Origin of the sequence: Chroococcidiopsis thermalis PCC 7203, assembly GCF_000317125.1 — a bacterium.
GTDB lineage: Bacteria > Cyanobacteriota > Cyanobacteriia > Cyanobacteriales > Chroococcidiopsidaceae > Chroococcidiopsis > Chroococcidiopsis thermalis.
In genome coordinates this window covers 4,826,911-4,840,586 of record NC_019695.1, presented here as the reverse complement: position 1 = coordinate 4,840,586, position 13,676 = coordinate 4,826,911, and the positions used below count along the sequence as shown (strand labels likewise).

The following is a 13,676-nucleotide window of genomic DNA, read 5'->3' as shown; positions in this document are numbered from 1 at the left end:
CACATTTGTTATCAATGCTGGAGATAGAAGATTTGGTGTTTATTTAGTATTCGTAATTACAAGTTGCGCGATCGCTACTTTCACTCATGAGATAGACACTGAATCAAACAATAGAAGGTAGCTTGACTATTAATGTCGCTACATTAAAGATTTTGACGGCTGCCAATCGTATCGAGTCAAGAGAACGAGGTAACTTATGGATCGGTTAAAGTCTTTACCAAACTGGTTGCGTCCGACTCTTTTACTCGGATTAATTCTTTTGATTGTTGCCTTTGTGGGTTATCAACTTGAGCTAACTCTACCAGGAAGACCGCCAAATATTAATAATACCTATACCCCACTGACAAAATCACCACCAAACTCAGTAGGTTCGTACGATGTGTTGGGTTATGCTCTCAGCAAAGAAGAAGCTGACCAAATCTTGCAAACACAGGAAGGGCGAGAACTGTTATCTGCCGACAATGGCGCAGTTAAAGTAACAGAAGAACTGATAGACCTGGGACGCGATGCTTTTTATCGAGAAACCTTTGGCAACGAGTATCTATTTACCGATGTCGTTGGTGTTTTAGATGGTCCCATCAATCTCGGCAGCGTTGCTAAAGCAGTTTTGGCTTTGAAGGGAGAAGCAACAACTAACCTCCAGATTCCCGTAGATAAAGATGTCACGGCGGGAGGACGCACATTTGATGCCGGCACAGTCCTGAATACTGGTTTAGATGTCCCTAAAGGTTCCCTATTTCCCTTGGGAATGGTGACACATATTGACAATGCAAAACCTCGCGTCGGCATTAGCTGTGCGTTGTGTCATGCTACTGTTAGCGATAAAACTGGGCGCGTTCTAGAAGGGGCAATCAATACAGATATCAATCTCGGTGCGCTGCTGGCGCTAGCGAGTAACTCAGCCGCACTCTTTCGCCAAACAGATGTCAACCCAACCAAAATTACCACGGGTCAGCATACTTACATCAATGCTGAAGGAGAAAACGCATACCTTCCAGATGCAAAAATCCTGGAAGATGAAGTAGACGCTGCGATGCTGTCTTGGATTCCTGGCAACTTTGTCTCTAACGGCGACCTCAAGAATAATTCAGCCCAAGTTCCAACTTCTTACACTCACGGCGCTTGGCCCTATGCGTGGAGTGGTGTTGCTTCTATTGGCTGGTTCCACGGACTAACAACTTTGAACAATGCCGTATTCGGCGTGAATGCCGACCCAGCAACCACAGCAGATGCAGCCGAGGCTCTTGCAGGGATTGATAAAGATACCTATTTGGGGGCAATGCTACAAAATGCATCTAATCCTAAATATCGTTTACCAGACGCAGTTAAACCATCAGAATTCTTTGACAAGATCGATCCGACACCAGGGGAACCAGGCTTCAACGAAGTGATTCGGATGCCAGAATATCCCAAGGCTTCACTGTTCATGCAAAATGGGTTAATGGCAGCCTCGCCAGGATACCAAGTAGCAGAACAAATCAATGCCATGTCTGCGTATCAGAATACATTAGCACCACCTCCCCACGAAGCTACCGATCTGGAGACACTCAAACGCGGTGCGGCAGTTTTTAACAAAGCTAATTGCGCCCAATGTCATAGTGGTAGGTACTTCACCAATCACAGAGTGATTGCCCAAAAGGAAGTCAAGACGCAACCAGCACGGGGACCAGCTTCATCTGGTTTTGCGACTAAGTTGTTCGTACCACCCGACACTTATCCACCAAACGTACCCGTACCTCTACCACCCGATCCGCCAGTGCTACCAGTACCAACGGATATCACACCCCAGGAAGACATCGAACTTGCCTATGCTCAAAGCGATCCGGCTGGTGGTTACAAAGTACAAAATTTAATTGGACTTTACCTGAGTGCGCCTTACTTGCATGATGGTGGTGTGGCAGCTGGCGCAGCAGCCTTTAAACAAAATGCTGATGGTAACTATGAAATTAGCGATCGCACCCAGTTGGGTATAACAGGCACTCTAATGCAGGGTATTTTACCCGATCCAGAGGCAAGTTTGAGAGCATTGCTCGATCGCGATTTACGCGAACCGATGCTGGCGGCTAACCGCAACAATTCTGACTTGCAACGGTCAAACGTCAGCGGTGAAGGACACGCCTACTGGGTCGATCGCGCTGCTGGTTTCACGACTGGCGACCAAACCGACCTAATTAAATTCTTGTTGTCAATTGATGACGATCCAGCAGTGCTACCAAAATCATCTAGATGATAACAAACAGGAGCAGTAATTCATATCTGCTCCTGATCTACTGAGTATTAAACCCAGATTTGAACATTTCAAACAAACTGTAGCCACCTACAAATAGGGAAATTAAAATCGACGTAGTGAGAACGGCTGCGATCGAGCAAACCACTAAACCACCTAGACTAATAGCACCATCATCATCTAGTAAACCAAATCCGGTGATAAAAATGCCAATTGCAGGTAAGGTGTTTGTGCCAGGAATGGGAATCATCATGGAGACAGCCATCAAAGCGATCGCAATTCCAATTACTACTCTTCCTACCAAGCTGGTACAAACATAGGTCAGGCGAGGACGAGATATTGATTCAATCCGCCTTAACCAGGGAAGACCTCGATCTAGAATAGCTCGAATTTTCTCCAATTGAATCGGGCGATCGGCTAACCATTGCGGTAGCCAAGGACGCTGAGATCCTATTGCTAGCTGAATCGCCAATAGGAAAATGAGCAACCCAAAGGGGATAGAGTAACCAGGTGCGGGAACTGGCAAGGCAGAAGGTAGGGAAAGCAAAACGAACAAAAAGCCAAATATTCTCTCCCCTGCTATAAGCAGTAGCTCCGCTAGTGTAACCTGGGGTGGGCGTTCTGCTTCTAAAAAGAACTGATGCAATTCTACAGAAAGTCGAGCCATAAAGTAATATCTACGTCGAGCGAACAAAAAGATTCTATTTGGTTCAAAGCAATTACTTCTTCTTAGATCTGAATTCTACACAGTGAATTGCTTCTTTAGTCATAGCAATTGTAGGCTGCACGGCACACTTTAGGTAAGGATTGTGAGAAAAAAAACGACACTTTCTGCAAGGGATTTGAGAAGACATACCTTCAAACATATCTTCTATATCTTCCCTAGTAACCGCCCACCTTTTTGAATACATTAAAAAACAGATTAAGCCGCTGATAAAAATAAGCCCTATCGATACTTCAGAGAAAGGATGATTAACCGTGACCTCCTCTGTTTTTATATTGTTAGGTTGCACTTCGCTAACAATAATCTGACTTGCGTTAGCTTTCTCTGAAAATAAGTTTTTCAAAAAATCATCGGAAGACATATACTTTCCTCCAGCAATTGATGACTTACAAAATTTATTCAAACAAAATTTTCTGAAATTTAAAAACTTATACCTACAGGCATAACGATAGATAGAGGACGATATCTCTACTATTAGTTTTATTTGGCGATCGCTTCGCTCTACCAGAAGATATAAATTTAAAAAAACTATACTGGTCGATGCATTTTATTGCAAATTGCCGATTTTTGCTATCATGCCTCATCAGATTGCGATCGTCAAAAACAATGAATGAAACGACTCTTGGAATGCCAATTACATATTATCGATCGCCACTTGCTAAATGTTTGTCATTTTTCAGTCACAATTGACTTTCAGGCTGATAAATATATCCCAAAGTAGAGAGCAGAGCGCCTGCTTACCTTAAGAAACGATGAAACTAAATGTGAATCTAGGGTGGATATTTTTTGGCTGTACTTTATTAATTGGTATAGCTCTGCCTGCTAGTTCTCAGCAGCCACAGCAACAACAGATAGAGCGGATGGAAGGCTACTTAGCAACGCCTCAACAGTTAAAATTTGACGAGTCGCTACTGAAGCAATTAAACTTACCAGCGGGATTTGAGATTAATGTATTTGCTAAAGATCTTGGTAATCCGCGCAATTTAGCAATTGCTCCTGACGGCACAATTTATGTCACTCGCCGCGAAGAGGGCGACATTTTGGCACTTCGAGACAGCAATAAGGACGGACGCGCTGACACGCAGCAAACTGTTGCGTCGGGTTTTCCCTACGCAAATGGCATTACCATTCGCCAAAATCGTCTCTACTTTGTTACGGATCGAGAGTTGTATGTAGCAGATTTACGACCAGGCGGAAAAATTAGCAACCCGCAACAACTCATCGGTGACTTACCCGATGGCGGACAGCACCCAAATCGTACTCTTGCCTTTGGTCCTGATGGGGCGCTTTATGTTTCAGTTGGTAGTTCTTGTAATGCCTGTGACGAGTCTAACGAAGAACACGCGACGATGCTGCGAGTGCAACCAGATGGTAGCAAGCGGACGATTTTTGCACGGGGATTGCGAAATACGATTCCCTTTGGCTGGCATCCACAAACAGGGGAGTTTTGGGGTCTAGATCACGGTACTGATTGGCGCGGTAACGACCAACCGCCAGAGGAACTGAACTTAATTCAAGCCGGACAACATTATGGCTGGCCCTTCTGTTGGGGCGATCGCCAACCAGATGTATATTTATCAGCAGATCCCGAAGGTACGACCAAGAAAGAATTTTGTGCCAAGACCGAACCGCCCGTTCTAACTTACACTGCTCATAGTGCGCCTTTAGCGATGGTATTTTATACAGCTTCACAGTTTCCCGCCGAATATCGCAATGATGCCTTCGTCACCATGCGCGGTTCGTGGAATCGCAATCCTCCTGTAGGATATAAAGTCGTGCGATTGCGTTACGAGAATGGCAAACCAGTGGCTTTTGAAGACTTTATTACTGGATTTCTCAATGACAAGAAATCGACACAGTTTGGTAGACCAGTTGGCATTGCTACAGCTCCAGATGGTTCTCTACTATTTACTGATGATACGAATGGTGTAATTTATCGCGTCTCCTACACGGGTAACAAGCAGGCAACTCATCAGCAGTAAAACAGGAATCATAAATCTGTCATTTTCTCATCATATTTTGCCGTCACACTAATAACTAGTTACAATTACGCACAATTGTAACAAAGCTAGCTAGCAGCAAATTGCACTTAGTTGTTAGTCTTGATGGGTAATTGTAAATGAAAGCTAAATTTTACTTATCAATTACTCATCAATTTTTTCTTTAAGTTTTTTGACTTCAAAGTTAATTTGAGTAGGAATACTCAAACAGAGTAGGTTTAATGCTATTAATAATGCGATTTGTTTTCAATATCTAGAAAATTTTTTATAAAAACATACTTTTAGGATTGTAGTCACGACAGTTGCTTGCCTCTTTTGTTAGCATGATTGTTGGGTGTACTGCACACTTGAGATAAAGATTGTTAGAAAAGAAAAGACATTTCCTACAAGGAGACTGAGAAAAACTAGCAGTCTCGATAATATCTTCCAGATCTTCCTGCGTAGCTGCCCATGACTTAGACAGCATAATGAAACAAATAATACAGATCAGAAGTACAATACCCAAAGATAGGTTAGTAACTATAGGTTTGTTCTCAACTTTCTCAGTTTTGACTCCCTCTGACTCTACTTCACTAACAACTATCGACTTGAAGTGAGTTTCTGCTGCTGCTAACCTTTGATGCTTAAATACATCTTCTGAATACATATAGTTTTCTCCAGCCCTGAATGACTGCGATCGCATCCATTAGCGACACAGCTCTAAAATTCGTTATCAAAAATAGTTAGGGCTGGCGATATTCACTAAATCCAATCTAACAAATATTTAGAACATTAGCAAAATTATCATCCCAAAGATAGAATTGACTCTTCTATCGATGTTAAATCATCTCGCTTCTAACCAGCGTTTTTTGCTCACTATTCTTTTCTGTCATTTTCTCATCACAATTTAGCTACACACTAAGAGTAGCTGTTACAGTTTTAACGCTGTAATTAAGTGGCTGGCGGCAATTTGCACTTAGTTGTATGACAGCGGCTATAGATAATTGAAAATCACCAATCGTTCAATTAATAATTAGCCGTTTGTCATTTTTTAACAACATCAACTATAAGCTGACTGAATATCTATGAAAATATTTTTTCATAACTGTATCTTCCGTCAACACAACTTAAAATGGAAAAATATGATGAAAAGATAAGTGGACGATGATTCGCACTTAGTATAGGATTGTTAGATATTTAGTAATTAAAAATTGAATTTTTGAACTCAAATTGCTCTTTTGTTTGATACTCTTTTATTTAAAAACATATAAACAAGATTGAGAGTATTATTTATGATAAACCTCATTCTCAGTTGGTTAGTCACGACTATTAGTTTTTTAATTATCGCTCGATTACCTTTTTTGGGGATTGAGATTGATAACCTTGGTAAAGCAGCAATAGCTGCCGCTGTATTTGGCATTCTGAATGCTATTTTACTGCCCGTGCTAACCATTCTTGCTTTGCCATTTATTCTGATTACATTAGGGTTATTCTTGTTTGTTGTAAATTCCATTATTTTTGAATTAGCTGCGGCTATAGTGCCAGGGTTTCGCTTACGTTACGGCTTTTGGAGTTCTACAATGGGTTCGCTGGCTCTAGCAGTTATTAACTCTATCCTCATGGCAATTGTGCCACCAATTATTTAGAGCAAGATAATAGAGAATTCAAAATCGATAAAACTGAAGTTTTCAGAAAATAAAGATTACTCGATTTCTAAACAAGGCTTATGAGAATTCGCTCTCTACTCAAAGTAAATAAATGGTTTGTCGTTGGGTTTTTACTCACAATCGTGTTAGCTATTGGTCAACCATTACTGCTAGCACAGGCGCAGACTTCTACAGCCATATCGCAAGTATCGCCTGTAACCCAGCAGTCCCGTCCCGTAGCTTCACCCAAAGAAGAACTGAGCGCCAATCCAGCACAATTACCACCATTACCATACGAATACAATGCTTTGGAAAAAGCCATTGATGCCAAAACCATGAAGCTGCATCATGACGAGCATCATGCAACTTATGTCGAAGAGCTGAATAGCGCCCTGAAAAAATATCCCGATTTACGTAATAGAAGCGTAGAAACGATGTTGCGCGATTTGGATGGCATACCAGAAGCAATCCGCACTACTGTACAAAATAATGGCGGCGGTCATCTCAACCATACAATTTTTTGGCAAATTATGAGTCCCAAAGGAGGGGGACAACCCACAGGACAAATTGCTCAAGAAATTAACAAAACCTTCGGTAGCTTTGAAAAGTTTAGAGAACAATTCAATGCAGCAGGAGGCGATCGCTTTGGTAGCGGTTGGGTTTGGCTGGTGCGTAATGCTAAAGGACAACTGGAGATTACGAGTATGCCAAATCAAGACAATCCCATTATGAAAGATCGGTATCCAATTATGGGTAATGACGTATGGGAACACGCTTACTACCTGAGATACCAAAACCGTCGAGCGGAGTATTTAAATAATTGGTGGAATGTTGTTAACTGGGAAGAAATAAACCGCAGATGGCAAGCTTCATCACAACAGCAATAGGAGTCAGATCCCAATGCGAAGCTTATTAATGAAAAATCCATTGACGATCGGAGTCTCATGGATTGGGCTATATCTGTTACTCACGGTTTTACCTCTACTGATTCTGCTGTTCTACCCTCCCACACCCAGCGACACGCGAACTTTTTGGATTGAGTTTTCTGTCGCTCTCGGTTTCATCGGGTTAGCAATGATGGTGCTGCAATTCGCCTTAACTGCCCGTATTAACTGTGTGGAAGCTTCTTATGGAGTTGACCTGATCCTCCAATTTCATCGCTATACTTCTATCGTTGCTTTCGGTTTTATTCTGCTGCATCCGGTGATTTTGTTTATCGACCAGCCGGAGACATTACAACTTCTTAACTTTTTTCAGGCTCCCTGGCGAGCTAGATTTGCCGTTATCGGAACGCTGGCTTTGATCGTGCTGATTGTCACTTCTATCTGGCGCAAGCAACTCAACATACCTTACGAGCCTTGGCGGATTCTGCATGGAATTATGGCAGTTCTTGCAGTTGGTTTCGGTCTAGCACATGCTCTTGGTGTGAGTTACTATCTCAGCTTGTTCTGGAAAGCAGTTCTTTGGGGTGGAATTGCTCTTGTCGCCTTGTGGCTGTTGGTTTATATCCGCTTGGTGAAACCTTGGATGATGTTGAGAAAGCCTTACTTGGTAGAAACAGTCACTCCCCAAAGAGGCGACGTTTGGAATTTGGTACTGCGTCCTAGAGGACATGAAGGATTGCATTTTCAACCAGGTCAATTTGCTTGGATTACCTTGCAAATTTCACCGTTTCGGATGCGGGAACACCCGTTTTCCTTTGCTTCGAGTGCGGAAAAGCCCGATCGCATCGAATTTGGGATTAAGGCATTAGGAGATTTTACCAAGACAATCAAAGATGTCAAACCTGGCACTAAAGCCTTTCTTGATGGTCCCTACGGTGTTTTTACTAGCGATCGCTACGAGAATACAGCAGGGTTTATCTTCATTGCTGGTGGAATTGGCATTACACCAATTTACAGCATACTCCTGACTCTAGCCGATCGCAATGACGAACGACCGTTAACTTTAATCTATTCCAGCAAGACTAGGGAGGATATTACCTATCGCGAAGAAATTGAAGCACTCAAAGACAGATTAGATCTAACAGTCATCCACGTTCTAAGAGAACCGCCCGATAATTGGTCGGGAGAATCGGGATATGTAGATAAAGAGCTATTAAAACGCTACATTCCTAAACGTCCAGCTACGCGCAATTATTTTATTTGTGCTGCACCAAAAATGATGGATCAAGTCGAGCAAGCTCTGCACGATCTAGATGTACCCGTAACTCACGTTCATATGGAACATTACAATCTTGTTTGAAAAAGTCAAAAGTTAAGCGGGCGATTGGCGAAGCGTCTTCGCCAATATTAGCCGCGTAAAAGTTAAAAGTCAAACCGGTAGTAACTACAACTACCAATTACTAATTACTAATTACCAATTACCACTTTTGTCATGCGTTACAGTATCATGCTTCAGCTAGTTACTGGAATTGCCTTTATTCTGGTTGTTAGTGCAGCCATGTTTGCTTGGTTGCAATATCGTCCTGGTTCAGAACAGGGAACTAACTCGGAGATAAACAGTGTAGAAAAATGGATTGCTATTAACAATATGTATAGCAATAGTTAAGTGAAAACTCATTCTGCTTTGCTATGTCCGCCAAATAATTACAAACAATCGTTCTGGTCGCCGCTGGTGCTGGCTAGAAAAAGCTATAGCCATTATTGGTTTAATCAATTTAATCTTGGTCTGTTTCAATTTAAGTTACATACCTTGGCGAGACTTTTATTTGCAAACTGTTCCTAGGAACGGGATTAGTATTTGGCGAAGTCGTGGATTTAAATATTTTCCCTAGTAGCAGATACTAAAGAGGAGTCAGGAGTCAGAAGTCGGGAGTCAGAAATGGCTACTGTACGACACGGCGATTGACTTGAGGGGTACAAGAACTGAGCCAAATCAATGAGTTTGGTGCTACGCGGCTTAATGCGTGAATCGCATTCACGCACCGCCCGCTGACAAATATGAAGAGGAGTTTGAATCTCACCGAGAGTATTTCTCCTGACGACTGGCATCACGGCTCCTGGCTCCTATTCAACGATTCGATAGCTGACTAACATTCGTATTTCTTGACGAGATAGTTTTAGTTCTTGAGCTAGAGTAGCTTTTAACCGCTCGATATCTGTAGTTGGAAACTCCAATTCTAATTGTTTAAGAGCGGCATCAATAGTTTTGATTTCGATTTTAGTTGCTCCCTGTTTTTTGTCAATCTGAGCTAAAATTCCTTGCACGCTGAATTTAAGTTGTCCCTGAATTTGCGTGCCAGATTGCAATCCGGCTTGAGAGGAGAAGCCCAGTTCACGAGCGAGTATAGTTTGAAGCGCGTTTGAGTCTACAGTGGGAAATGCAAATATCAATTTCTTGAGTGGGGATTTGGTAGTTTCAATCTCAACTTCAGTCAACTCTAATTCTTTCTCGATTTCGGCTTTGACTACTGTTGCCTTAATTGGTAGCTGTACTTGTAAATGAGAATTCTCAGCTTGTAGCTTATCTAACCCCACAAAGGAAAGGCTTAGCACATTGTTTGTGAGTTGTTCGCCAAACAGCCCAAAAGCCATTAGGAGTAGCGGTAGCGGTAGCAGAAATCCTAACCTGAAACTAGGAAGTTTGAGCAACCAGTGAAACATAGGTACGATTCGGCTCAGCTAGGTGAAGTCACGAGTCAATTTGGTGGGTGTTGTAACGATTGAACTGGGTACTGCTTGTATCAGTATTTCCCTAGAGGGTAGTTTTGAGAATCTGACTAGTGGAGGATATGCCGCTTTAGATGAGCTGGAAGATGCAGGTTGGTTTTTGGCAGGAGCAGCAATGCAACCGATTCGAGAAAGTTACGAACAACTCCAACGTTTCACCTCAGGCAGTGATGAATCTGCTGAGTAACGCCTTTAAGTACACCCCAGTGGGCGGTAGCGTGCAATTGCGACTGTTTACTCGTTTCGATCGAGCCGCGATCGCAGTTGAGGATAGGGGCATCGGCATTCCCGAATCAGATTTACCCTATATCTTCGATCGCTTTTGTCGTGTCGATCCCAAGCGATCGCGCAAAACTGGCGGTTTTGGATTGGGTTTAGCGATCGCCCAGCAGATCGTTCGCGCTCACGGCGGTTATATTAATCAAAAGTGTCTGCGAACAAGGTTCTACTTTTCAAATTCAACTCCCGCTCGCTTAGATGCGATCGTTTTCTTGTCATATTCGATGAAGCTAAATTTGCCAACCCAGAGTCTCAGCAATCTGATTTGCTAGCTGTAATGGATCGAAAGGTTTAGCGATCGTTCCAACAACACCCAAGCGAGCGTAGCTTTCACGGTCAACAGGCTGTACTTTGGCAGTTAGCAAAATTACAGGAATCGCTTGAGTAGCTGGATTCTCTTGTAGCTCCCGAAACAAAGCAATTCCATCTAGATCGGGCATCATTACATCTAACAAAATGGCATCGGGCTGTTGGGTCTGTGCCTTTTGCAAACCCTCGCTGCCCGATTGTGCCGTTAATACTGTCCAACCTCCTAGTTTTCTCAAACACGTCTCAATCACTCTAGAAAGGCGTTGTTCATCGTCAATTAGAAGAATGCGTTTGGATGGCATTTGAATAGGGAGTGGGGAGTGGGGAGGTAGTGGGTGGTTGGGGATCTTTACTTGCTGGAGATGACAAATTGTTCTCACAGCGGTTTTCAATTGGGTGAAATATACGCCTGGTAGGGGCGCACAGAGAAAGCGCCCCTACAAATGTCATCCACACAATCGAGAATTGCTATCACAATTAATTTGTTCTCAAGATTAATAGTATCGATCGCCCGTTTTTCTCTGTCGCGCGGACTAAATACAGCAAGTTCTAATAGGCACTTTTTGCTACAGCGAAATCGCGACCGCCCTTACTCTTGAACCAGTGGGATTGTAAAGTAGAATGTGCTGCCCTGTCCTAAAACGCTTTCAGCCCAGATCTGCCCGCCGTGTAGTTGCGCGATCGTGCGACAAATGGCTAGACCCAAACCTGTCCCGCCTCTTTGCCGAGAGTCTGATGCATCAACCTGCTCAAACCGTTCAAAGATAGTTTCTAATTTATCAGCAGGAATACCGCGTCCAGTATCTTTGACGGTAAATAAAAGTTCGGGAGTTGGTGATTGGTAATTAGTAATTGGTAATTGGTAATTGGTGGTTGTGTTTTCTCCCCCAACTCCCCCAGTCTCCCCATCTCCCTTGTCCCCACTCCCCACTCCCCACTCCCCACTTCCCAGTTCTGCACTCAACCAAACCGTTGCACCTGGGGGCGAGAACTCGATCGCGTTGCTTAATAAATTAACTAGAATTTGAATTATCCGGTCGGGATCGATGTAAATTCGCATCGATAGCGGTGACAAGGACAGTGTAATTTCGTTCTCTTCTGCAACAGGTTGGAGGCTTTCGACAGCTTGGCGCATAGTTGCAGCAGCATCGCACCACCGTTTAACTAAAGTCAGTTTGTTGGATTCTAGCCGCTCTAAGTCGAGAATGTCATTCACCAAACGTATCAAGCGTTCTGTATCAAGCGAGGCAATTTCTAACATTTCTTGGGCTGTTTCTGGCTCGTTGAGCAGTAGTCCGGCAGAAAGTAACCCGACAGCACCGCGAATTGAAGCTAAAGGCGTGCGTAATTCGTGGCTGACAACAGAGATAAACTCGCTTTTCATTTTTTCTATGGCACGAATTTCGGTGATATCTTCGATCGTGCCAACATAACCGATCGCCTCACTACGGGAAAAGAGCGGCGCTACCTTAACTCGACCAAATCGGACTGTTCCATCCCGATGCAAATAACGCACTTCCCCACAGAATTCTTGATGCGCTGCCACTGCTGGCAACCATTGCGACCAAAGCTGCCTTGTATCATCAGGATGGATAAACCGTCGCCAGCCAGTTTCCAATGCTTCCTCAAGCGTAAAGCCACAAATTTCCTGAGCGCGAGAATTGGTGTAGGTGCAGTTTCCTTGAGAATCTAATTTAAAAATGCCTAGGGGTAAAGCTTCGTTGAGAAAACGCAACTCAGCTTCGCGGCGGCGCAGTTCTTTCTCAGCTAGCTGGCGATCGCTGATATCATGAAAAGTTACTACGCCTGCGGTTACGTTACCTGCTGCATTACGGATGGGTGCAGAGCTAACAAGCATTGTCCCCCGCGTACCATCCCCAGCCAAAAAATCGATCTCTTCTTCGATAACAACTTCCCCACTCAGGATCGATCGAGCTAGGGGCCACTCTTGCGGATTGTAGGGTCGCCCGTCCTGGTGAAACCCCTTATATTCGCAATACTGCTCGACGTTATCGGCAACCAGGAAAGAATGTTGCCAGATCTGCTCTACTTGTTGATTTCCCAGGATCAGCTTACCAGAAGGAGCTTCGGCAATAATCACTCCAGCAGGCATTTGCCGCAGCACGGTTTCCAGCAATCCCCGTTCTGTCTGCACCTGCTGTAAAAGTCGCAGATTTTCGATCTCCGCTCGCTTGCGGGAGGTGATATCGCTATTGACTAAATAGTAAACGACACAAATGAGTGCTAAACTTAGGAACAAAAGAATTAAAAATGCTTGCGTTGTCAGTTGGGAGATCGCTCGGTAATCTCTAATCCGACGCTCTAATAATCGATTCTCTTCTTGCTCCATCTCGCTAATCGAAGCACGAATAGCATCCATTTGCTGTTTGCCCTGACCGGAAAAGATAACCTGCACTGCTGGCTCAAACCCTTCATTGCTTCGCAAGGCAATAGTTTTCGCCATCAAACCTAGTTTTGCCTCGATCTGTCGTTCAAGCAATTCGTACCGACGCTGTTGCTCTGGGTTATCCGCGATCGATACTTTAAGTTGCTGGAGTTGTGCGTCAATTTGAGCGATCGCCGCGTCATAAGGTTCTAAATAACGTCGATCTCCCGTGAGTAAGTAGCCCCGTTGTCCTGTTTCGGCATCCGCCATGTTTGCGAGTACCGTTTCCAGTTCCAACAGCACCTCATGAGTATGTTGCAGCCAACGGCTTGCTACGTTCTGCCTCAGCGGAATTTGTACCAAGATCGCCCCAGTAATGCTGGCTGTTGTTAATAGCGCCACAAAGCCGATGGAAATCTTGCTGAGGACAGACAGTTTCATAGGGAGTAGGGAGT

General features: G+C 43.7%; 13 protein-coding genes and 1 pseudogene. 8 read left to right on the top strand and 6 right to left on the bottom strand.

Translation table 11 applies throughout. The annotated features are described in order from the left end of the window. Nucleotides 1-196 precede the first annotated feature (196 nt). Complete coding sequence (locus CHRO_RS20915) at nt 197-2,230, top strand: di-heme oxidoredictase family protein (RefSeq protein ID WP_015156217.1); 2,034 nt, start codon at nt 197-199, stop codon at nt 2,228-2,230. A 37-nt stretch (nt 2,231-2,267) separates the two neighbouring features. Here CHRO_RS20915 and CHRO_RS20910 read toward each other — a convergent pair whose 3' ends face one another. Further along, entirely contained in the window at nt 2,268-2,894 is a 627-nt protein-coding gene (locus CHRO_RS20910) for an exopolysaccharide biosynthesis protein (protein ID WP_015156216.1), read from the bottom strand. Between the two features lie 52 nt (nt 2,895-2,946). Continuing rightward, nucleotides 2,947-3,312 (bottom strand): hypothetical protein, encoded by a 366-nt coding sequence (locus CHRO_RS20905; protein WP_015156215.1) that lies wholly within the window; start codon nt 3,310-3,312, stop codon nt 2,947-2,949. 391 nt (nt 3,313-3,703) lie between these two features. On the opposite strand from CHRO_RS20905, the gene CHRO_RS20900 reads away from it, so the two are divergent. After that, a complete protein-coding gene (locus CHRO_RS20900) occupies nt 3,704-4,933 on the top strand; it encodes a PQQ-dependent sugar dehydrogenase (RefSeq protein WP_015156214.1) in 1,230 nt (409 codons plus the stop codon). A gap of 283 nt (nt 4,934-5,216) precedes the next feature. Here CHRO_RS20900 and CHRO_RS20895 read toward each other — a convergent pair whose 3' ends face one another. Then, nucleotides 5,217-5,597 (bottom strand): hypothetical protein, encoded by a 381-nt coding sequence (locus tag CHRO_RS20895; RefSeq protein ID WP_015156213.1) that lies wholly within the window; start codon nt 5,595-5,597, stop codon nt 5,217-5,219. A 625-nt stretch (nt 5,598-6,222) separates the two neighbouring features. On the opposite strand from CHRO_RS20895, the gene CHRO_RS20890 reads away from it, so the two are divergent. The 4 genes from CHRO_RS20890 to CHRO_RS32705 all read left to right on the top strand — a co-directional run bounded on the left by CHRO_RS20890 (nt 6,223) and on the right by CHRO_RS32705 (nt 9,126). After that, nucleotides 6,223-6,576: a phage holin family protein gene (locus CHRO_RS20890; protein WP_015156212.1), complete on the top strand. Its 354-nt coding sequence runs from the start codon at nt 6,223-6,225 to the stop codon at nt 6,574-6,576. An 80-nt stretch (nt 6,577-6,656) separates the two neighbouring features. Further along, nucleotides 6,657-7,463, top strand: coding sequence for a superoxide dismutase (locus tag CHRO_RS20885; protein ID WP_015156211.1), 807 nt, complete (start codon nt 6,657-6,659; stop codon nt 7,461-7,463). A 13-nt stretch (nt 7,464-7,476) separates the two neighbouring features. After that, nucleotides 7,477-8,820, top strand: coding sequence for a ferredoxin reductase family protein (locus CHRO_RS20880; protein WP_015156210.1), 1,344 nt, complete (start codon nt 7,477-7,479; stop codon nt 8,818-8,820). A 132-nt stretch (nt 8,821-8,952) separates the two neighbouring features. Continuing rightward, complete coding sequence (locus CHRO_RS32705; RefSeq protein ID WP_015156209.1) at nt 8,953-9,126, top strand: hypothetical protein; 174 nt, start codon at nt 8,953-8,955, stop codon at nt 9,124-9,126. A 458-nt stretch (nt 9,127-9,584) separates the two neighbouring features. On the opposite strand, the gene CHRO_RS20875 is transcribed toward CHRO_RS32705, so the two are convergent. Further along, nucleotides 9,585-10,181, bottom strand: a complete 597-nt coding sequence (locus CHRO_RS20875; RefSeq protein ID WP_015156207.1) for a hypothetical protein — start codon at nt 10,179-10,181, stop codon at nt 9,585-9,587. Nucleotides 10,182-10,203: 22 nt separating this feature from the next. On the opposite strand from CHRO_RS20875, the gene CHRO_RS32700 reads away from it, so the two are divergent. Next, nucleotides 10,204-10,434 (top strand): hypothetical protein, encoded by a 231-nt coding sequence (locus CHRO_RS32700; protein WP_146139848.1) that lies wholly within the window; start codon nt 10,204-10,206, stop codon nt 10,432-10,434. Next, a pseudogene (locus CHRO_RS34500) lies at nt 10,409-10,724 on the top strand (sensor histidine kinase); the annotation flags it as partial. The gene CHRO_RS32700 and the pseudogene CHRO_RS34500, both read left to right, overlap by 26 nt. A gap of 32 nt (nt 10,725-10,756) precedes the next feature. Here the strand turns inward: CHRO_RS34500 and CHRO_RS20860 are convergent. After that, entirely contained in the window at nt 10,757-11,137 is a 381-nt protein-coding gene (locus CHRO_RS20860; protein ID WP_015156206.1) for a response regulator, read from the bottom strand. Nucleotides 11,138-11,424: 287 nt separating this feature from the next. Continuing rightward, on the bottom strand, nt 11,425-13,662 hold the full coding sequence (locus tag CHRO_RS20855; RefSeq protein ID WP_015156205.1) for a CHASE3 domain-containing protein: 2,238 nt from the start codon (nt 13,660-13,662) through the stop codon (nt 11,425-11,427). Nucleotides 13,663-13,676: the final 14 nt, after the last annotated feature.